The organism is Brachybacterium sp. YJGR34, from assembly GCF_003347015.1.
Lineage (GTDB): Bacteria > Actinomycetota > Actinomycetes > Actinomycetales > Dermabacteraceae > Brachybacterium.
In genome coordinates this window covers 122,617-142,089 of sequence record NZ_PNFB01000007.1, presented here as the reverse complement: position 1 = coordinate 142,089, position 19,473 = coordinate 122,617, and the positions used below count along the sequence as shown (strand labels likewise).

At 73.2% G+C, this 19,473-nt stretch carries 19 protein-coding genes; 13 read left to right on the top strand and 6 right to left on the bottom strand.

Annotated elements, in window-relative coordinates:
* Positions 1-64 precede the first annotated feature (64 nt).
* Both hisG and CXH06_RS08815 read left to right on the top strand, forming a co-directional pair.
* Positions 65-922 (top strand): ATP phosphoribosyltransferase, encoded by an 858-nt coding sequence (gene hisG / locus CXH06_RS08820; protein WP_114854805.1) that lies wholly within the window; start codon positions 65-67, stop codon positions 920-922.
* Between the two features lie 4 nt (positions 923-926).
* Entirely contained in the window at positions 927-1,391 is a 465-nt protein-coding gene (locus tag CXH06_RS08815; RefSeq protein WP_114854804.1) for a PH domain-containing protein, read from the top strand.
* A gap of 19 nt (positions 1,392-1,410) precedes the next feature.
* On the opposite strand, the gene CXH06_RS08810 is transcribed toward CXH06_RS08815, so the two are convergent.
* Complete coding sequence (locus CXH06_RS08810; RefSeq protein ID WP_114854835.1) at positions 1,411-2,523, bottom strand: DUF3866 family protein; 1,113 nt, start codon at positions 2,521-2,523, stop codon at positions 1,411-1,413.
* A 65-nt stretch (positions 2,524-2,588) separates the two neighbouring features.
* Between CXH06_RS08810 and CXH06_RS08805 the strand changes: the two genes are divergently transcribed.
* The 9 genes from CXH06_RS08805 (at position 2,589) to CXH06_RS08765 (ending at position 13,736) form a co-directional block, all read left to right on the top strand.
* Entirely contained in the window at positions 2,589-4,595 is a 2,007-nt protein-coding gene (locus CXH06_RS08805; protein WP_232820277.1) for a WYL domain-containing protein, read from the top strand.
* 131 nt (positions 4,596-4,726) lie between these two features.
* Entirely contained in the window at positions 4,727-5,065 is a 339-nt protein-coding gene (gene tatA, locus CXH06_RS08800; RefSeq protein ID WP_114854802.1) for a Sec-independent protein translocase subunit TatA, read from the top strand.
* 146 nt (positions 5,066-5,211) lie between these two features.
* Entirely contained in the window at positions 5,212-6,021 is an 810-nt protein-coding gene (gene tatC / locus CXH06_RS08795) for a twin-arginine translocase subunit TatC (RefSeq protein ID WP_114854801.1), read from the top strand.
* On the top strand, positions 6,018-6,980 hold the full coding sequence (locus CXH06_RS08790) for a diacylglycerol kinase family protein (RefSeq protein WP_114854800.1): 963 nt from the start codon (positions 6,018-6,020) through the stop codon (positions 6,978-6,980). The genes tatC and CXH06_RS08790 overlap by 4 nt, the downstream gene beginning before the upstream one ends.
* Positions 6,977-9,919 (top strand): RNA helicase, encoded by a 2,943-nt coding sequence (locus tag CXH06_RS08785; protein WP_114854799.1) that lies wholly within the window; start codon positions 6,977-6,979, stop codon positions 9,917-9,919. The genes CXH06_RS08790 and CXH06_RS08785 overlap by 4 nt, the downstream gene beginning before the upstream one ends.
* Before the next feature lie 35 nt (positions 9,920-9,954).
* On the top strand, positions 9,955-10,758 hold the full coding sequence (locus CXH06_RS08780; protein WP_232820276.1) for a hypothetical protein: 804 nt from the start codon (positions 9,955-9,957) through the stop codon (positions 10,756-10,758).
* Positions 10,759-10,766: 8 nt separating this feature from the next.
* Positions 10,767-12,386: an apolipoprotein N-acyltransferase gene (lnt, locus tag CXH06_RS08775; RefSeq protein ID WP_232820275.1), complete on the top strand. Its 1,620-nt coding sequence runs from the start codon at positions 10,767-10,769 to the stop codon at positions 12,384-12,386.
* Between the two features lie 2 nt (positions 12,387-12,388).
* The gene (locus tag CXH06_RS08770) at positions 12,389-13,144 is read left to right on the top strand and encodes a polyprenol monophosphomannose synthase (RefSeq protein ID WP_114854797.1); all 756 of its coding nucleotides are present in this window, start codon (positions 12,389-12,391) and stop codon (positions 13,142-13,144) included.
* A 37-nt stretch (positions 13,145-13,181) separates the two neighbouring features.
* A complete protein-coding gene (locus CXH06_RS08765) occupies positions 13,182-13,736 on the top strand; it encodes an FxsA family protein (RefSeq protein ID WP_114854796.1) in 555 nt (184 codons plus the stop codon).
* A gap of 82 nt (positions 13,737-13,818) precedes the next feature.
* Here CXH06_RS08765 and CXH06_RS08760 read toward each other — a convergent pair whose 3' ends face one another.
* The 5 genes from CXH06_RS08760 to CXH06_RS08740 all read right to left on the bottom strand — a co-directional run bounded on the left by CXH06_RS08760 (position 13,819) and on the right by CXH06_RS08740 (position 17,987).
* Positions 13,819-14,169: an RNA polymerase-binding protein RbpA gene (locus CXH06_RS08760; RefSeq protein WP_114854795.1), complete on the bottom strand. Its 351-nt coding sequence runs from the start codon at positions 14,167-14,169 to the stop codon at positions 13,819-13,821.
* Between the two features lie 129 nt (positions 14,170-14,298).
* Positions 14,299-15,123, bottom strand: a complete 825-nt coding sequence (locus CXH06_RS08755) for a glycerophosphodiester phosphodiesterase family protein (RefSeq protein WP_114854794.1) — start codon at positions 15,121-15,123, stop codon at positions 14,299-14,301.
* The gene (locus CXH06_RS08750; protein WP_114854793.1) at positions 15,095-16,012 is read right to left on the bottom strand and encodes an SURF1 family protein; all 918 of its coding nucleotides are present in this window, start codon (positions 16,010-16,012) and stop codon (positions 15,095-15,097) included. The genes CXH06_RS08755 and CXH06_RS08750 overlap by 29 nt, the downstream gene beginning before the upstream one ends.
* A complete protein-coding gene (locus tag CXH06_RS08745) occupies positions 16,009-16,395 on the bottom strand; it encodes a hypothetical protein (protein WP_232820274.1) in 387 nt (128 codons plus the stop codon). The genes CXH06_RS08750 and CXH06_RS08745 overlap by 4 nt, the downstream gene beginning before the upstream one ends.
* A 119-nt stretch (positions 16,396-16,514) precedes the next feature.
* Positions 16,515-17,987, bottom strand: a complete 1,473-nt coding sequence (locus CXH06_RS08740; protein WP_114854791.1) for a hypothetical protein — start codon at positions 17,985-17,987, stop codon at positions 16,515-16,517.
* A 158-nt stretch (positions 17,988-18,145) separates the two neighbouring features.
* On the opposite strand from CXH06_RS08740, the gene fabG reads away from it, so the two are divergent.
* Together fabG and CXH06_RS08730 are read left to right on the top strand one after the other, a co-directional pair.
* Positions 18,146-18,871, top strand: a complete 726-nt coding sequence (fabG, locus tag CXH06_RS08735) for a 3-oxoacyl-ACP reductase FabG (protein WP_114854790.1) — start codon at positions 18,146-18,148, stop codon at positions 18,869-18,871.
* 57 nt (positions 18,872-18,928) lie between these two features.
* Positions 18,929-19,456, top strand: a complete 528-nt coding sequence (locus tag CXH06_RS08730; RefSeq protein ID WP_114854789.1) for a histidine phosphatase family protein — start codon at positions 18,929-18,931, stop codon at positions 19,454-19,456.
* The last annotated feature ends 17 nt before the right edge of the window (positions 19,457-19,473 follow it).

The window sequence follows — 19,473 nt, the reverse complement described above, 5'->3', positions numbered from 1 at the left end:
CCGCTCACGTCCCGTCCCGCTCCGCCATTCAGACCGGGCCGCGCCCCGCGGCCGAGGAGGATCAGTGCTCCGCATCGCCGTCCCGAACAAGGGTGCTCTCTCCGAGCCCGCCGCCGGCCTGCTGCAGGAGGCCGGCTACCGGCGCCGCGGCACCGCCAAGGAGCTCGTCGTGCTCGACGAGGAGAACGGCGTCGAGCTGTTCCATCTGCGCCCGCGTGACATCGCCGTGTACGTCGGCTCGGGCACCGTGGACGTGGGCATCACCGGCCAGGACATGCTGCTGGACTCCCGCACCCCGGCCCGGGAGATCCTCTCGCTGGGCTTCGCCCGCTCGACCTTCCGCTTCGCGGCGCCGACCGGCACCCGCCGGGACGCCTCCGAGCTCGAGGGCGCCCGCATCGCCACCAGCTACGAGAACCTCGTCGAGGACTACCTCGCCGGACGCGGCATCTCCGCCGAGGTCGTCCACCTCGACGGCGCCGTCGAGTCCTCGATCCGGCTCGGCGTCGCCGATGTGATCGCCGACGTGGTCGAGACCGGGACGACGCTGCGTCAGGCGGGCCTCGAGCCCTTCGGCGAGCCGATCATGACCAGCCAGGCCGTGCTCTTCTCCCGTCCCGGCATGGAGCTGGGCGAGGCCGCCGCCCACGCCCTCGAGGTCCTCGAGCGCCGCATCCGCGGCGTGCTGGTGGCGCGCGAGTACGTGATGCTCGACTACGACATCCCCAGCTCCCTGCTCGAGCGGGCCGTGGAGATCACCCCGGGACTGCAGTCGCCGACGGTCTCGCCCCTGCACGGCGGCGAGTGGTCCGCCGTGCGCGCCATGGTGGACCGGCGGGCGGCGCACCGCATGATGGACGATCTGTACGACGTCGGCGCCCGCGCCATCCTGGTCACCGCGATCCAGGCCTGCCGCATCTGAGCCGATGAGCACCTCCGCGCCGGTCCCCGCCCCGGGGGACGAGCGGGCCGCCCTCGTGCTGCGGCCCCGGATGGTGCGGCTGGCCGCCTACACCAGCGCGGCGGTGGTGCTCGCCGGCATGATCGCGGGAGCGGTCGTCATCCCCGGATTCACGCCGGCCGGCCGGATCGGCCTGCTCGCGATCGGGGTGCTCGTCGCCCTCTTCTGCCATCTCGAGGCCTCGGTGCGGGTGGTGGCCCGTCCCGAGGCTCTCCAGGTGCGGAACCTGTTCCGCGCCCGCACGGTCGCCTGGCCGGAGATCGTGGGCGTCAGCTTCCCGATGGGCGACCCCTGGGCCCATCTGGACCTCGCCGACGGGACCACCCTGTCGCTCCACGCGATCCAGCGCTACGACGGCGAGCGGGCGATCGCCGCGGCGCATCGTCTGCAGGAGCTCGTCCACGAGCGCGGCGAGGCGCCGCAGGACTGACCGGACGGCGCCCGGGCGCTCAGTCCCGCGGGGCGAGCTGCGCCGCGCAGCGTCCCGCCAGCGCGGCGTACTGGAAGGCCGCCGTGTCCTCGGCGAGGGTCCGCCCCATGGTGGTCATCCGCACCGGCATCTCCTCGAGCGCGCCCCGGATCCCCTTGGCGTCGACCTCGGTGAGATGGTGCTGGATCCCGCGCGCCGACGCCGGCTTGAGGATCGTCGATTTCACCTGTTTGCGCACTGACGCATGAAATTTGTTGTACCGGCTGTCGGTGCGGGGGAGCACCGGGAGGTGCGCGGGGGAGAGCAGCGCTCGGCCGTAGGTGGTCGAGGAGTGGTGCGAGAGCCCGTGGTGCCGGGGCCTCTCGTCGGCGCTCGAGACCCGCAGGGTCGCCACCGGCTGGCCGCCGAGCACCGCGGCCGCGTGCAGCGCCTCGACGGACTGGACCCCGGAGAAGCCCCAGCCGGTGCCGGTGCCGAGATTGCCCGGCCCCTGGATGACGATCGCGACGTCCGCGCCCACCACGTGCTTCGCGCCCAGCAGCGCGGAATGGACGGTGACCGCCTCGTGGTCCCCGCCGAAGGACTGCCCGGCGCTGATCACGGCGGCGATCAGCTCCGCCTCGCGCAGCCGGGCCGCGGTGCGGGAGTACGCCGCCGGCAGCGCGGCGGCGTCGGTGTGGACGTACGCGATGCGGGCGGAGCGGCGGTGCACCTTGATGCCGGCCACGATCGCCGGGAGCGAGGAGTGGAGGTCGGCGACGACCACCGGCATCCCCGCGATGTCCTCCGCGTCCCGCACGATGCGGTAGTGCTCGCCCTCGGGGTCGTCGAGCGCGTCGACCATCGTCTGCATCGGCGTGTACCGGGCCTTGACCATGTGCCCGGCCGGCTCCACGGCGGTCGGCAGCTCGTCCGGGCGGGCCACCACCATCGCGTCCCCGCCGGTGCCGAGCTCCCGGCGCAGGGCGTTGGTGTTCAGCAGCACCCGTTCCCCGCGCGCCGGCCGGCCGGTCAGCTCCCGGTAGGCGATCGCGGAGATCGTCCCGCCGTCCTCCAGCTCCACCTCGAGACGCTCCACGCCCGGCCAGGCGCCCAGCGTGCCCTTCACGGTTCCCCGTTCCCATCGCAGCATGGCCACAGCCTAGGGGGCGGCGCGCGGTGCCCCGGACGGATCACCCCTGCCGCTACCCTGGGCGGGTGGCTTCCAAGAGTGTGGAACGACTGCTCAACGTCATCATGACGATCGGCTCGCGACGGCGCATCGACCGCGCGAAGCTCTTCTCCGTCATCCCCGACTACGCCCGCGCCCCGTCCGACCAGGCCGCGGAGCGGATGTTCGAGCGCGACAAGGCGCTGATCCTCGAGCTCGGGCTGCCGCTGCGGACCGAGACCGACGTGCTGGACGAGAACACGGTCCACTACCGGATCGACGCGGCCCGCTCCGGCGCCGTGCTCGACCTCACCACCGAGGAGTACACGGTGCTGCTCGCGGCGAGCCGCGCCTGGGACGATGCCGCCGCCGGGGGAGCGGCCCGCCGGGTCCGCGCGAAGCTCCTGAGCCTGGGCCACGATGCCGATCCGGATCTCCTGCGCCGCACCCCGCGCGGGGCCGTCGAGTCGCTGCCGGTGCTCTCCCCGCTGCTGGAGGCGGTCATCGCCGGCCGCTCCGTGCGCTTCGTCTACCGCGGCACCCACGGCGCCGCCACCCGGCGCTGGGTGGAGCCCTGGGTGGTGGGCGTGCACGAGGGCCACTGGTACGTGCACGGCTGGGACCGGGACCGCGCGGCGCCGCGCCTCTTCCGCGCCTCACGCATCGAGTCCTTCCCCGATCAGGGACCCGCGGCCCGCGAGCCGCGGCCCGAGCACACCGATCTCTCCGCGGTGCTGGAGGGGATGCTGGACAGCGACGACCGTGCCCCGGCCGTGCTCCGGGCCGCTCCCTACAAGGCGCTGTCGCTGCGGGACCGTGCCGGGACAGGGCTCGAGTCGGAGCACCTCGAGCTCCCGCTGCTGCCGCGACCCGCGGTCCGGCGCCTGGTGCTCGCCGATGCGCGCTGGGTCGCGCTGCGCGAGCCCGTCCTGTGGCGCACGGAGATCGCCGAGGTGCTCGAGGCGATCGCCGCGCACCACCGGAGCGAGGCGGAGCTCGCGCCCCTGGAGGCGGCGACGGTCCGTCCGCCGACGCGGATCCGCACCGCGGCGCAGAGCGGCGACCACCTCTCACGGCTGATCTCCGAGGCCTCCTACGTGATGTCCCGCGGCGAGGCGGACGTCGCCGAGCTCGCCGCGGCGATCGGGGTCTCCGAGCAGCAGCTCGTCACCGATCTCCAGGTGCTGTTCGTCTGCGGCGACATGGGCGCCGGATGGGAGGACCTCATCGAGGCCGAGTGGGAGCAGGGCACCATCCGGGTCCGCAACGCCGAGCCGCTCCACCGCGCGCTGCGGCTGAGCGCCGTGGAGATCACCGCACTGCTGGCCGGGCTCGCCGCGCTGGGCCCCACCACCGGCGAGGCGCAGCAGATCGTCGAGTCCGCCCGGTCCAAGCTCCTGGCCGGCGCCACCGGCGAGGACGCCGGAGCGTCCGCCGAAGAGGCGCGGCCGGACGATGCGTCCGCGCCGATCCCCGAGGTCGACGTCGCCGAGGAGATGGCCGAGCGGACCGCCGACCGTGCCGAGAGGGTGCTCGAGGCCGTGCACCGCGCGCTGCGGGCCCCGGAGGGGACCGACGACTCCCGGATCACCATGCGGTACTCGTCCAACGGCCGCGACGGCACGAGCGTGCGGCGCATCCGCCCGGTGCGGATCGAGACGCACGGCGCGCGCTCCTACCTCCTGGCCGACTGCGAGCTCGCCGGCACCGAGCGGCGCTTCCGACTGGACCGCGTGGTCGAGATCCTCCCGGACAGTTCCGCGCAGCACGAGGCCGCCGCCGGCGACGGACCGATGCTCACGGGACGGGTGGACGGTGCGGTCTGGCTGCGGCTCGACCCGCCGGGGCACTGGGTCGCGGAGTCCTTCGGGGCGGTCGAGCTGCGCGACGGCCCGGACGGGCAGACCTTCGCCCGGCTCGAGGAGCCGGTACGGGCACCGCTGGCCGACGCGGTGCTCGAGTCCGCCGGAGCGGTCGAGGTGCTCACGCCGTGTGATCTCAGAGACACGATCGTGACCGTGGCGGGCGCGGCCGCTGCGCGTCATCGGTCGTAGCAGCCGCTACGCTGGGAGGACCCGCCGTGCGGTGGGCACAACGTCGCCGATGCCGTCGGGCGACGCCCAGTCCGCTGTGGGATGATGAGGTGCGCCCGCGCGTTTCCGCGGCGCTGTTGAAAGGTACTTCCATGAGTTTCTTCCGCTCCCCCTGGCCGATCGTGATCGTCGTCGTCGCGGCGATCCTGCTGTTCGGCGCCAACAAGCTCCCCGGGCTCGCCCGCAACATGGGCAAGTCGATGCGCATCTTCAAGAGCGAGGTCGAGGAGCTCCGCGGCGACGAGAAGGACGAGGACGAGGACGATATCCCCCCGGCCCGCTCCACCCGCTCCCGCGAGGACTCCGCCGCGTCGTCGCCCGCGCGCGATGACTCCTCCGCCCGCGACGGCCGGGAGTTCGACCCGCGCGACGAGGCCGATCGCGAGACGGTCCGCGCCCGGGAGGACGACGACTCCTACCGCCGCGACTGAGCACGACGTCGCTGGTGACGACGGTTCCGGGCGCGAGCTCGCCCGGGCCTCGAGCGTTGGGAGGATGACGATCCGTGGCGAGTGACACATCGGGACCGGAGACGGCCCAGCCCGCGAGGAAGCGGCGCCGGGACCCTGAGGGCCGCATGTCCCTCGGCGAGCACCTGGTCGAGCTGCGCAATCGACTGCTCATCAGCGCGATCACCGTGCTGGTGCTGTCGGTGGTCGGCTGGTTCCTGTTCCCGTGGATCTTCGACGCCGTCAAGGCCCCGATCGAGGCCGCCGGTGAGGACTCCGACCTGGAGGCCCTGATCAACTTCCAGGGCGTGGGGCAGGGCCTGAACGTCAAGCTGCAGATGGCGGCCTACACGGGACTGATCCTCTCCTCGCCGATGATCATCCTGCAGATCTGGCTCTTCGTGATGCCCGGTCTGCACAAGAACGAGCGCAAGTACGCCATCGGATTCTTCGGCAGCGCGATCCCGCTGTTCTTCCTCGGCTGCGTGGCCGGCTACTGGGCCGTGAACCAGCTGGTCCCGGTCCTGATGAGCTTCACCCCCACCGAGGGGTCCACCTCGCAGATCATCCCCTACAGCGACTATCTGACGCTGCTGGTCAAGACGATGCTCGCCTTCGGCATCGCCTTCGTGATCCCCGTGGTGATGGTGCTGCTGAACTTCATGGGCATCGTGCGCGGCCGCACGATGCTCAAGGCCTGGCGCTGGATCATCTTCATCAGCTTCGTCTTCACCGCGATCATGGTCCCGACGCCCGAGCCGATCACACTGGTCGTCATGGCCAGCGCGATCGCCGGCCTCTTCTTCGGCGCCATCGTCATCGCGATGATCCACGACAAGCGCAAGGGCGTGACCGAGGACGACGAGCTCGACGACGACGAGGCCAGCAGCATCGACGCACCGTCCAGCCTGGACGGCGCGGACGAGGACGGACGGTGAGCAGGCTCCGGGTGGGCCTGCTCTCGAACCCGTCCGCGGCCCAGGGGTCCGCGCATCGCATCGGCCGGCAGGTCGGGCATCTTCTGCGCCTGGCCGGGGTGTCGGTCGTCGACCTCTCGGCGCCCTCGGCCGCGGTCGCCCGTGCACGCGCGGAGGAGGTCCGCGACACGCTGACGGCGCTGGTCGTGGTCGGAGGTGACGGGACGGTCTCGCTGGGCGCGGAGATCGTCGCGGGCACCCCGGTGCGCCTGGGGATCGTCCCCGCCGGCAGCGGCAACGACTTCGCCCGCTCCCTCGGCCTCTCGGCGGGGGATCCCGAGGAGTCGACCCGCGTGCTGCTCCGCGCCCTCTCCCGCCCGGTGGTCGCGATCGACGCCATCGAGATCCGCTCCGCCGGCGAGCACGCCCTAGCGCACCGCTCGCTCGCGCTGGGCAACGTCAATCTGGGCTTCGACGCGCTGGTCAATGCGCGCGCCCACGGATCGCGCACGGCACGCGGCGCCCGATACAGCGCCGCCGTCCTCCGCGAGCTGCCCGCCTTCTCGCCGTTGCCGTTCTGGCTCGAGATCGACGGCGGGGAGCGCATAGAGCTCGACTGCACGGTCCTGACGCTGTGCAGCTCCGGCATCTACGGTGGCGGCATGCAGATGGTGCCCGACGCGCGCATCGACGACGGCGTCCTCGAGCTGGTCTCGGTGACCGGCCTGGGCCGCCGCGAGCTGCTGCGCTTCTTCCCGCGTGTCTTCCGCGGCACCCACACGGGGCTCGAGGGCGTCGCGATCCAGCCGCTGCGTGAGCTCACGGTGGGCCTGCGCCACGGCCGCGACGTGCGCGTCTATGCCGACGGCGAGCCCCGCTGCCTGTTCCCGATGACCGCCCGCGTCCTGCCCGGCGCCGTCCGCCTGCTCGCCGATCTCGCCGCCGTGCGCGAGGACGACGCCGCCCGAGGAGCTCCGTGACCCCTCCCGCCGTTCCCCCCGGTCCCTCCGATCCCGCCGACTCCGCGTCCCCGGCCCAGCGCTACGCCCGCTGGGCCGCCGAGCAGAAGCAGGCCGGCTCCGAGCTGTCGGCGTTCACCACCCGGTATCCCTTCGCGCTGGACGACTTCCAGCTGGCCGCCGGCCGTGTCCTCGAGGACGGCAGCTCCGTGCTGGTCGCGGCGCCGACGGGGGCCGGGAAGACGGTGGTCGGCGAGTTCGCCGTCCACCTCGCCCTGGCCCGCGGGCACAAGGTGTTCTACACCGCCCCGATCAAGGCGCTGTCGAACCAGAAGTTCGGGGAGCTGGTCGACTGGCTCGGTGCGGAGAGAGTGGGGCTGCTGACCGGCGACACCTCGATCCGTCCGGAGGCCGAGGTGGTCGTCATGACCACCGAGGTGCTGCGCAACATGCTCTACGCGGACTCCGACCTCCTCATCGGGCTGGGCTTCGTGGTGATGGACGAGGTGCACTACCTCGCCGATCGCCTGCGTGGTCCGGTGTGGGAGGAGGTCATCATCCATCTCGATCCCACGGTGCGCCTGGTCGCGCTCTCCGCGACGGTCTCCAATGCCGAGGAGTTCGGAGCCTGGCTGCAGGAGGTCCGCGGCAGCACCGAGATCATCGTCTCCGAGACGCGACCGGTGCCGCTGTGGCAGCACGTGGTCGTCGGGGAGGAGCTGCTGGACCTCTTCGTGGACGAGGACGGCGAGGCGGTGGTCTCCCACGGGCCCGGCGCCCGGGGCTCCCGGCAGGTCAATCCCGAGATCGAGCGCATCACCTCCTTCTCCCTGCCGGTCGACGAGCGCACCGGGGGCGGTCGCGGCCGCTCCCACCGCGGTCGCAAGGGCACCCGGGGACGCCACCGACCACGGGGCGCGGGCCAGCACCGCCCGCACCGCGGCGGGGAGCGGTCCTCCCACGGCGGCGCGCCGCACCGCTCCTCCCGCGGTGGCGGCATGCCGCGGCCCCTGCGCCGCCCCGAGCTCGTGCACCTCCTCGACGAGGCCGCACTGCTGCCGGCGATCGTCTTCATCTTCTCGCGGGCCGGCTGCGAGGGCGCGGTCCAGCAGTGTTCCCGCACCCGTCTGCGCCTGACCGACGACGAGGAGCGCCGCGAGATCCGCGCCGTCCTCGACGCGCGCCTGGCCGACATCGGCGCCGAGGACGAGGAGGTGCTGGGGCTGGCGGCCTTCCGCCGCGCGGTCCTCGACGGCTACGCCGCCCACCACGCCGGGATCATCCCGCTGCTGAAGACGGTGGTCGAGGAGCTCTTCGCCCGCGGCCTGCTCAAGGTCGTCTTCGCGACCGAGACGCTGGCGCTCGGCATCAACATGCCCGCCCGCTCCGTGGTGCTCGAGAAGCTCGTGAAGTTCAACGGCGTCGAGCACGCCGACCTCACGCCGGGAGAGTTCACCCAGCTCACCGGTCGAGCCGGCCGGCGCGGCATCGACACCGAGGGGCATGCCGTGGTGCTCGCCGGAGCACGCTTCGACGCGCCGGCCGTCGCCTCGCTGGCCTCCAAGCGCACCTATCCGCTGCGCTCGGCCTTCCGCCCCACCCCGAACATGTGCGTGAACCTGCTGGACCGCTTCGACCTCGCTCGCGCCCGCGAGACGCTCGAGACGAGCTTCGCCCAGTTCCAGGCGGACCGCTCCGTGGTGGGTCTGGCGCGCCGGGCCCGCGAGCTCGAGGACACCGTGGAGGCCTACCGCGACGCCATCACCTGCGAGCACGGCGACCTGCTGGAGTACGCGGGGATCCAGGAACGGATCACCGAGCGGGAGCGGACCCTGTCCCAGGAGCGGGCCGCCGCCGACCGCGACCGCACCCGCTCGATGCTCGCGGACCTGCGCCGCGGGGACGTGATCGCCCTGCCCGGCGGCCGGCGCCGCGGCTACGCGGTGGTCCTGGACGTGGACCGCTCGGTGCTGGGCGGGCCCCAGCTGGACCTCCTGGACGCCGAGGGGCGGCGGCGCAGCCTGCGCCCCTCGGACGTGCCGTCCCCACCGGCCGTGATCGACTCCCTGCGCCTGCCGCGTCAGGAGGCCCTGGGCAGCGGGAAGGTCCGCAAGGACACCGCGGCGGCCCTGCGCCAGCGCCTGTCCGGCCAGGACGAGGACGCCCGCGCGGAGGTGCGCCGCCGGGCGAAGCGCACCCCCTCGACCGCGGCGAGCGATGCGGAGCTGCAGCAGCTGCGCGCTGAGCTGTCCGAGCATCCCTGCCATGCCTGCCCGGACCTCGAGTCCCATCTGCGCTGGGTGGGCCGCTGGCGGAAGTCCCGGGGCGAGCTGGAGGGCGTCCAGCGCCGCATCCGCGGCCGTACCAGCTCCCTCGCCCGACAGTTCGACCACCTGGCTGATCTGCTGGTGGAGCTGGGGTACCTCGTGCGCTCGACGGGCGAGCACGGGGACGAGGTCCTGCGCCCCACCGAGAGCGGACTGCGGCTGCGCCGCCTGTTCAGTGATCGCGATCTGCTCATCGCCCAGTGCCTCGAGCGCGGCGCCTGGGCGGACCTGGACCCGGCGGGCCTGGCGGCGGTGGTCTCCGCCGCCGTCCACGAGTCGCGCCGCGACGACCGCGCCCCCGAGCTGATCCCCGATCCGGCCGTCGACGCCGCGCTCGAGGCCTCCTCCCGCCTGGCCGCCGAGCTGCAGGCGGCGGAATCCCGGCACGGGATCGAGCCGACCACCCCGCCGGACCCCGCGGTCGCCGCGATCGTGCACCGCTGGACCCGCGGGGCCCATCTCGCCGCCGCGCTCGAGGGCAGCGACCTGCCGGCCGGAGACTTCGTGCGCCATTGCCGCCAGGTCATCGACCTGCTCGACCAGCTGACGGCGGATGAGCAGCTGGGCGCGACCGCGCGGGCCGCGATCCGCGGGGTGCGTCGCGGGCTGGTCGCCCAGGAGATCGACCGATGAGCGTTCTCCCAGGGGAACGCGAGAAGGTACAGGATGTGAGCGCCATCGACCCCTCCGCGACCGAGCCCCCGACGCTGTACACCGGCATCGTCCTGTACAGCGCGAAGGACCCTGAGGCCTCGGCGATGCTCGTGGTCGACGGCCTGATCGCCTGGATCGGACCCGAGGACTCCGCGCGCGTGCTGCATGCCGACGTCCCCGCGATCGATGCCACCGGCTGCCTGGTCACGCCCGGTTTCGTCGATGCCGCCGGCACGGCCGACGGCGCCGCCCCGGATCCCGCCTCACGGGAGGAGGCCGCCTCCCGCGGCATCGTGCTGCGTCTGCCGGGGCCGACGGGGGTGCGCGACGGCGTCCGGGTCATCGCCCCCGTCACCGAGAGCGCCGACTATCTCGACCTGCTCGCCGCGGGCACCCCGCTCGCTTTCGGCTCCGCCGGGGCGGAGGAGGCCGCCGATCCGTGGGACTGGGTGCGCGGGGCGGCCCGCAGGAGCCCCGCCGCGCAGCGGATCAGCGATCGCGCGGCCTTCCTCGCCGCCACCCGTGGAGGACAGCGCGTCGCCGGGCACCGCCATCCCGGATCCCTGCAGACCGGGATCGAGGCGACCTTCGTGGTGTGGGAGCCCTGGGACCTCACCGTCCGCTCGGAGGCCGAGCGCGTGGACAGCTGGTCCACCGACCCGCGCTCGCGGACCCCGCTGCTGCCGGACCTCGACCAGGGCAGCCCCCGCGCCCTGCGGACGGTGGTGGACGGCCGCGTCCTCCATGACCGGCTGCCCCGGGAGCCCGTCGGCCCGGAGAGCGCCGACTCCGCGCCCGGCGACCGAGGGCACGGATGACGGCCGCCGTGCGATCCCCGGCGGCGGCCGCGACGCCCCGTCGCCGTGACGAGTTCGACCCCACCCCATGGCCGGTCGCGCTGCTGTGCGGCGCGGCCGGCGGTGTGTGCGCCCTGCTCGCCTTCCCGCCGTACGACCTGTGGATGCTGCTTCCGGTGGCGATCGGCCTGCTCTGCGCCGGCGTGCTGGTGCGCTCGGTCGGCCTGGCGCTGCTGGTCTCCCTGCTCTGGGGCGCGGCCTTCTTCGTGCCGCTGACCGAGTGGGCGAACACCTACGCCGGCACCGCTCCCTGGTTGGCGCTGGGTGTCTTCGAGGCCCTGTACATCGTGCTCTTCGGCCTGCTGGCCCGCGCGGTGTACGTCCGCCGCGGCCTGCGCTGCTCGTCGGTGATCGTGGTCGCCGCGCTCTGGGCCGCCGTGGAGACCCTCCGCAGCCACGTCCCCTGGGGCGGTCTGCCCTGGGGAGCGAGCGCCTTCGCCCTCTCGGACTCGCCGCTGCTGAACCTGGGGCCCTGGATCGGCGTCGCCGGTCTCGCCGTCGTGGTCGCCCTGCTCGGCCAGCTGCTCCTCATCGGGGCCATGGCCCTGCTGAGCCGTCGTCATCGGGGCCTGAACGGGCTCGCCGGGGTGTGGCCCTTCTCGATCGCGGTCGCGGCGGTCCTCGCCACCGTGGTGGTGCCCTCGCCGGTCAACCGTGCCCCGGTGGACCGTCCCTCGATGACGGTCGCGGCCGTGCAGGGCTCGATGAGCGAGATCGACCCGGCCTCCTTCACGATGCCGGAGGACGTCTTCGAGAATCATCTCTCCGTGACCTCGGAGCTGATCCAGCAGTCCGCGGACGGCGGCACCGAACTCGACCTCATCGTCTGGCCGGAGGACTCCACCGGCTGGGATCCGCGCCAGGACGCGTGGATGTCCCAGCAGCTGACCGCCGCCGCCGCGGAGGCGGACGCCCCGATCCTCATCGGCACGCAGGTCGCGGTGGGGGAGTCGGAGCGGCTGAACCAGTCGGTGCTGTTCGCGCCCGACGGCTCCACCCCCTATGAGTACTCCAAGCGTCACCCCGTGCCCTTCGGCGAGTACATCCCGCTGCGGGAGGTGTTCAGGACGGTCTCGGACAAGGTCGACCTCGTCCCGCGCGACATGATCGCCGGCGAGGAGGTCGGTGTGATGGATCTCGAGGAGCTGGGCCAGGGCTCGGAGTCGGTCGGCGTGCTGATCTGCTTCGAGATCGCCTACGACACGCTGGTCGGCGACGTCGTGCGCGACGGTGCCGAGGTGATCGTCGTGCAGTCCAACAACGCCCTGTTCGGGGATTCCCACGAGGCGATCCAGCAGCTCGCCGAGGCGAAGGTGATGGCCGTCGTCTCCGGCCGCAGCGTCGTGCACATCTCGACCGTGGGCCACTCGGCGATCTTCACCCCCGAGGGCCGGCAGATCGACGCCGTCGGCCACTGGGAGCAGGGCTCGATGCTCGCCGACGTCCCGCTGCGCACCGGCATCACCCCCGCTGTGGCGGCCGGCCCCTGGATCGCGGTGGGCCTGTGCGCCCTCGCGCTCGTCGGGCTGATCGCGGCGCTGTCCACGAACCGCCGCGCCCTCGCCCGCACCCGAGAGCGAGGGAACTGACCATGCATCCCTCGAGCGCTCCGCTGCCGCCCACGCTCGTGGTCATCCCGACCTACGACGAGCGGGAGGCATTGCCCGGCACCCTGGCCCGCCTGCGCGCGGCGGTGCCCGGAGCCGATGTGCTCGTCGTCGACGACTCCTCCCCGGACGGCACCGGGGACTGGGCGGAGGACGCCGCTCGTCGCGACCGGGCCGTCCACGTCCTGCATCGCGCCGGCAAGCAGGGGCTGGGCCCCGCCTACCTCGCCGGCTTCGCCTGGGGACTGGAGCGCGGCTATGCCCAGCTGGTCGAGATGGACGCCGATGCCTCGCACCGGCCCGAGCAGCTGCCGGCCCTGCTGGAGGCGGTGCGCCGCGGCGCGGACCTCGCGATCGGCTCCCGCTGGGTGCCCGGCGGAGCGGTCCACGACTGGCCGCGGCGCCGGCAGCTGCTCTCGCGCGGGGCGAACCTCTACGTGCGCGCGCTGATGGGGCTCGGGGTCAGCGACGCGACCGCCGGATTCCGGGTGTTCCAGGCGGACCTGCTGCGATCGCTGATCGATGCCGACGTCGCCTCCCAGGGCTACTGCTTCCAGGTGGACATGACCCGCCGCGCCCGGGAGGCCGGCGCCGTGATCGCGGAGGTGCCCATCGACTTCGACGAGCGCACCGAGGGGGCGAGCAAGATGTCCTCCGGCATCGTCCGCGAGGCCCTGGTCCGCGTGACGCTCTGGGGATTCGCACGGCGCACCCAGCAGGTTCGCGGGGCGCTGGGCTAGTCTGGACGGACTCGACGCCGCAGGAAGGGGCCCCTCCATGGCCGCACCGCAGAGCAGCACTCCGGGCACCGCGCCGCGCCCCTCGCGAGGGAGCGCCCTGCTCCCGCTGGGCATCCTCGTGCTGGGGCTCGCGGAGCTCGCCATCCTCATCGTGATCGGGCAGGCCACCAGCTTCTGGTGGCCGGTGCTGATCGTCGTGGTGGGATGGGTGGTCGGCATCGCCCTCGTGGTGGCCGCGGGACAGCAGTCCTTCGTGCGCCTGCGCTCCCTGCTGCGCGCCGTGCGCGGTACCGGGGACGTCCAGCAGCACCTCTCGCGCCCCGCCTTCACCCTCGCCTCGGCCGTGCTCTTCTTCTTCCCGGGGCTCCTGACGGACCTCGTCGGCCTCCTGCTGCTCCTCACCCCGGTCCAGCGCCGCTCCGTGGCGGCGATGGGGCTGAGCAGCGGCTCCCAGGGCGCCCGCACGGCGCTCTACCGGCGCCAGGGCACCGGGATCATCGACGGCGAGATCATCGTCGAGAGCACCACTCGGCGCTCGGACGACGAGGCCGGCCCCTCCGCGCCGTCACCGCCCACGATCACCCCGGGCTGAGCCGGCCCGGCGGCCCTCCACGACGACACGCGCCCCCGCTCCGCAGTGCGGAACGGGGGCGCGTGGCGTGGTCCGGGGACGCTCAGAGGTTGCGACGCTGGTGGAGCTTGCCGGCGCGCAGCAGCTCCAGACGCTGGTCGAGGAGCACCTGCAGCTCCTCCTCGCTGCGACGCTCCAGCAGCATGTCCCAGTGGGTGCGGACCGGCTTGCCGGGCTTCGCCTCGGGGCGCTCGTGATCGCGCAGCAGGGCCGAGGCGCCGCAGCGGCACTCCCAGACGGCGGGCACGTCGGCCTCGACCGAGAAGGGGAGGACGATGGTGTGGCCGTTGGGGCAGTCGTAGACCGCCTCCTGACGCGGTGCGGCGAGGACGCCCTCGTCGGTCTCCATGGAGAGGGAGCCCAGTCGGGTGCCTCGCAGGCTGCGGCTGTTCATGCGGTTCTCGCTTCCTGCCGGGGGATGGTGGGTGCGGGCGGGCTGCCGCCCGATGAGGTCTACGGGGTGTCAACGCCCTCCGGGCCGGTTCTGTTCCCGGCCCGGTCCGGTCCGCGGACGGCCGGCCCGTCAGCCGTGATCAGGCTGATCGGAGAGCAGCTCGGAGAGCAGGTCGACGCGATTGGTGATGATACCATCCACGCCCGTGACCAGCAGATCCTGCATGGTCAGAGGGTCGTCGACGGTCCAGACGTGCACCTCGACGCCGGCACGGTGGGCGGCGGCGACGGTCCCCGGGGTGATCACCGGCACACCTCGGTGCGTGGGCGGCACCTGCAGTGCGGCGTACGGGGCGAGCATCCGCGTCAGCATCCGCTGCGGCACCTCGAGCGCGCGCGCCGAGAGGAAGGACGCGATGACCGCACGGCCCGGGCTGCGCACGGGCAGGGTGCCGGTCGCGGCCTCCACGGTCACTGCGGCCTTGCGGGAGAGCGCCCCGTCGAAGCTCGCGAGGCAGACCCGGTCGGCGCTGCGGGTGCGGGCGATCGCCGCCGCGGCCGGCCCGATGGCCGACGGCGCCTTGATGTCGATGTTGACGGGGACGTCGGGGAAGCTGCCCAGCACGTCCTCGAGCATCGCGAGCGGCTCGTCACCGGCCAGCCGCACCGCGCCCGCCTCGCCGGCACCGATCTCGTCGATGCGGCGGGGGTCGCCGGCGATCCGCCGGAGGTCCTCGTCGTGGACGGCGAGGGCCAGGCCGTCGGCGGTGGCGCGGGTGTCGGTCTCCAGCATGTCCGCGCCGGCGGCGAGCGCCGCCTCGAAGGCGCGCAGCGTGTTCTCCGCGCCGTCCCGGGCCAGTCCGCGATGCGCGATCCGGCGGGGACGCGGTCCGGGCAGGAACCGGGAGCCCGGGGTCCCGCGGCGCTCACGGGTGCTGCTGATCGATGAGGGCATCCTCTTCCTCCTCGTCCTGGCCCCGGCGCCGGGTGCGGTGCGCGCGGCGGGGGCGGTGGGGGTGTGAGCGGGCCGTGACGGCGTCCTGCTCCGCGGGGGCGGTGTCCTCGTCCGCGGCGTCCTGCTCCAGGGCGTCGAGGTCCTGGATCTGCTTCCGCACGCGGTAGACGAGCGCGGCGGGGAAGAAGGCGGCGAAGACCCACCACTGGACCGCGTAGGACAGGTGGGGGCCGAGCGAGGTGTCCGGTTCCGGCAGCGGCTCAGGACGCTCCGCGGACGGCTCCTCGGTCTCCAGCACGCCGTAGGCGTGGGTGACCAGAGTGCTCTCGTCCTCGCCCAGGAGCTCGCCGATCTGCGGCGGGTTCACGGAATGGGCCTGGCCCTCGGGGATCTCGCGATCCAGGGCGGGCTCGGCCGGTCGCAGGTGCACGGTGACGAGGTGCTCGCCCGCGGGCACAGCCGGCGGATCCAGCGGGGCCGAGGCGCCCTCGCCCTCCGGCACCCAGCCGCGGACCACCAGCAGGGTGACGCCGTCCTCGGAACGGAAGGGAGCCAGCTGCCAGAAGCCGACGTCGCCCCCGAGCGTGCGGTTGCGGACGTACAGGACGCAGTCCTCGGCCGTGCAGTACTCCCCGCGCAGGGCGACCGGTGTCCAGTCGTCCTCGGCGGAGAGCGTGGACTGCGGGGTGGCCAGGACCTCCTCGAGGGCGACCGGCTCGGCGCCGTAGTGTGTCTCGACCACGGCGGCGGCATCGCGCTTGTCCTCGTACCGGTGGAACTGCCACATCCCCAGCACCACGCAGACCGCGGCGAGCAGCAGGACCACCAGCAGGCCCAGCACGGTCTCGCGGCTGAGCAGGAGGTCCCGGCGGGCGGAACGACGCGTCATCCGAGATCCGGGGCGGTGACAGCCGCCCCGAGATCGGTCGAGGCGCCGGTCAGGTGTCCGGCGGCGCCGAGCATCCCGGGGAGGTCCTCGACGGCGAAGTCGACGAGCAGCACGAACAGGACGACGGTCAGCGCCGTCAGCGCGATGCCGAGCGCGGTCGCGGTGATCCGCAGGGCCAGGCGTCGACGGGGTCGGTCCTTCCGGGGCGGCGCGGGCGGGAAGCCGTAGTCCTCGTCCTCGAGCTGGTTCTCGGACCACATCCCGGGGTTGATCACGGAGATCGGATACTGCTCCACCCGTGGTCGCGGACGGGCGCCGCTGGCAGGGACGTCCTCGGACTCCTGCAGCGGCGCCCCCTCGGCGACGTCGGGTGCGGAGGGCACCCAGAGCCTCCATCCCGCCGGGACCGGCCCCCAGGTCTGCTGGGGGCGGAAGTCCGCCGGCGGGTTCCATCCGTCGTGCGGAGGCTCCGGCCAGTTCGGCGGCGGGTTGAAGCGGGAGGTCACGCAGGGACTTCCCAGGTGTAGTCGTCGGAGTAGGTGGTGAAGTTCAGCGTGTTGCCTCCGGCCTTCTGGACGTCGAAGAGCACCATGATCGTGTACTCGTCGCCGGCCTCGAAGGTGGTCGGGGCATCGGACTCGAACCCGGAGCCCGAGAGCTGGTAGCTCGCGAGCGCCGGCTCGACCTCGCCGCCGTAGGGCGTGACGACGCTGAACTGGAACGGGTTGAGGTCCATCGTCCCCTCGGTGACGGTGAGCTTCGCCGTGACCGCGAGGTAGTCGCCGAACTGACCCTCGTCGACGGTCCCGCCGTAGGTGTTGGGCAGATCGCTCGCCGGGATGTACTCCATCTGCACCGCCACGGTGCCCGCGCCGTCCATGGAGACCCACTCCTTGGCGTCCTCCTCGGCGGCGGGATCGATGGTGGGGAGGTTGGTGGGGGTGGCAGCCTCTTCGGTCGCCTCCTCCTCGGTGGCCTCGTCGGTGGGCTCCTCCTCGGTGGGCTCCTCCACCGTGGTCTCCTCGCTCGTGGTGGTCTCGCCACCGCCGCCCGCGGTGTCGTCACCGTTGCGGGTGAACAGGAAGATGCCGCCGATCGCGACGATCACCAGGGCGAGGACGAGCAGGATCACGCAGCCGACCCACCAGAAGCGCTGCAGGACGCTCTTCTGCGGCGCCTCCCCGGTGGCGGTCGAGGCGGTCCATCCCGAGCCGGTCTCCATGGACGGAGAGCCCTGGCCGTAACCGGGCGCGGGAGAGGGCTGCCCATAGCCGGGAGCCGGGGACGCCTGGCCGTAGCCGGGGGCCGGGGACGCCTGGCCGTAGTCGGGTGCGGCCTGGCCGTAGCCGGGCGCGGCCTGACCGTAGTCGGCCCCGGGCACGGCCTGGCCGTACTCGGCGCCCGGCTGCGCGGCACCGTAGGCGGCGCCCGCCGCAGCGGCGTCGGCCTGATCCTGCGCCGGGGCGTCGCCGTAACCGGGCGTCGGGGCGGCCGACTCGTACGGCGCCTGCTGCGCGAGGCCGGCCTCGTGGTCGGGCCCCTGGTACTCGGCGGTCTCCGCGCCGGCCGCGGCGCCGGCATCGGCTGCGGGCGCTGCCTCGCCCTCGACGGCCGAGCTCTCCTCGGAGCCGGCCACGTGGGTGGCGTCGTCTTCGCCCGGGACAGCCGCGTCGGCCGGGCCGGCCGCCGCGGCGCCCGCCCCCGCCGCCAGCTGACCGGAGTCCGCGACGTGGGTGGCGTCCTCGTCCTGTCCGGTCTGGACCATGCGGGTGGCATCGTCCTCCGGCGCGGGCTGGTCCGCGGGGGCGGAGGCTCCCTCGGCTCCGGTGCTCTCCGGGGCCTGCTCGGCCTCGACCCAGAAGTCCCAGCCCTCGGGCGCGGGTCCCCAGGAGGGGTCCGGCTGCCATCCGGGCGGCGGGCTCCAGTTCGGATCGTCGATCGGCCAGTTCGGCGGAGGGTTGAAGCGATATGCCATCGGGTAGCACCTTCCGGGGCTCAGGTCGTGGACGGGCTCCCCCCATGGGTCCCGACGCGGTCTAGACCCGTATCGTAGAGCACACGGCCCTGCTGAGACTCTCGGCTCCGCCGTGCGAATACCCGATCCGACGCACAGTCTTTCCCCGAGGAGCTTTCATGTCCGACCCCATCCCCGAGCAGCGCAGCGTCCTTGTCACCGGCGGGAACCGGGGCATCGGCCGCTCCATCGCGGAGGAGTTCCTCCGCCGGGGCGACCGGGTCGCCGTGACCAGCCGCTCGGGCGAGGGCGGCCCCGAGGGCGCGCTCACGGTCGCCGCGGACGTCACCGACGGCGCCTCGCTCGATGCTGCGATCGCCGAGGTCGAGGCGGCCCACGGACCCATCGAGGTGCTCGTGGCCAATGCCGGGATCACCGACGACCAGCTGCTGCTGCGGATGGGTGACGAGTCCTTCGAGTCCGTGCTCGACACCAACCTCACGGGCTCCTTCCGCACCGTGAAGCGGGTCATCAAGTCGATGATGCGCAAGAAGAAGGGCCGCATCGTGCTGATCAGCTCGGTGGTGGGCCTCTACGGCTCTCCGGGCCAGGTCAACTACGCCGCCTCGAAGTCCGGACTGATCGGCATCGCCCGGGCGATCACGCGGGAGCTGGGATCGCGGGGGATCACCGCGAACGTGGTCGCCCCGGGCTACATCGACACCGAGATGACCCAGGAGCTGTCGGAGGACCTGCAGTCCAGCTACCGTTCGGCGATCCCGGCCGGGCGCTTCGCCGCCCCGGAGGAGGTCGCCAAGGTGGTCGCCTTCGTCGCCAGCGACGACGCCGCGTACATCTCCGGCGCGGTGATCCCCGTCGACGGCGGCCTCGGCATGGGACACTGATCCCGCTCACGAGCACCCCCGACCCCACTCCCGAGACAAAGGCGTGAACGCACTCCCATGTCATCCTCCGACCCCGACAGTCGCCTCCTGCTCCTGATGCGCCACGGCAAGGCGGAGAGCGGCTCCGGACAGCCGGACCACGAGCGCCGCCTGGCCGACCGCGGAACGGCCCAGGCACACCTGGTGGGGGAGTACCTCGCCGCGCAGAAGGTGCAGGTCTCCCGGGTGCTCGTCTCGGACGCCCTGCGCACCACGGACACCTGGGAGGCGGCCGCCTCGCGGATGCCGGAGTTCTCGGGCAAGGTGACCTTCCACGAGGACATCTACACCGGCGGCCGGACGGAGCTGCTCGGTCTGCTGCGCGGGGTGAAGGACAAGCACTCGGTGGTACTCGTCGTCGGCCACGAGCCGACGATCGCGAACCTCACCGCGCTCCTGGCCGACGACGACTCCGACTCGGGCTCGGTCGCCCAGGCGCGCATCGGCATGCCGACCGGGGGGATGGCCGTCCTTTCCGGCCCACTGGCGCACTGGTCCGAGCTCGATGAGGACGCGCTGACGCTGCACACGATCGTGCGCCCGTAGCGGCGCACGGCGGGCGC

Excerpts from the sequence above, each read along its gene's own strand:
- CXH06_RS08750 (WP_114854793.1), bottom strand. The coding sequence starts at position 16,012 with ATGACGCGTCGTTCCGCCCGCCGGGACCTCCTGCTCAGCCGCGAGACC.
- CXH06_RS08760 (WP_114854795.1), bottom strand. The coding sequence starts at position 14,169 with ATGAACAGCCGCAGCCTGCGAGGCACCCGACTGGGCTCCCTCTCCATG.
- CXH06_RS08810 (WP_114854835.1), bottom strand. The coding sequence starts at position 2,523 with ATGCTGCGATGGGAACGGGGAACCGTGAAGGGCACGCTGGGCGCCTGG.
- CXH06_RS08740 (WP_114854791.1), bottom strand. The coding sequence starts at position 17,987 with ATGGCATATCGCTTCAACCCTCCGCCGAACTGGCCGATCGACGATCCG.
- fabG (WP_114854790.1), top strand. The coding sequence starts at position 18,146 with ATGTCCGACCCCATCCCCGAGCAGCGCAGCGTCCTTGTCACCGGCGGG.
- tatA (WP_114854802.1), top strand. The coding sequence starts at position 4,727 with ATGAGTTTCTTCCGCTCCCCCTGGCCGATCGTGATCGTCGTCGTCGCG.
- CXH06_RS08815 (WP_114854804.1), top strand. The coding sequence starts at position 927 with ATGAGCACCTCCGCGCCGGTCCCCGCCCCGGGGGACGAGCGGGCCGCC.
- CXH06_RS08770 (WP_114854797.1), top strand. The coding sequence starts at position 12,389 with ATGCATCCCTCGAGCGCTCCGCTGCCGCCCACGCTCGTGGTCATCCCG.
- tatC (WP_114854801.1), top strand. The coding sequence starts at position 5,212 with ATGTCCCTCGGCGAGCACCTGGTCGAGCTGCGCAATCGACTGCTCATC.
- CXH06_RS08765 (WP_114854796.1), top strand. The coding sequence starts at position 13,182 with ATGGCCGCACCGCAGAGCAGCACTCCGGGCACCGCGCCGCGCCCCTCG.
- CXH06_RS08730 (WP_114854789.1), top strand. The coding sequence starts at position 18,929 with ATGTCATCCTCCGACCCCGACAGTCGCCTCCTGCTCCTGATGCGCCAC.
- CXH06_RS08755 (WP_114854794.1), bottom strand. The coding sequence starts at position 15,123 with ATGCCCTCATCGATCAGCAGCACCCGTGAGCGCCGCGGGACCCCGGGC.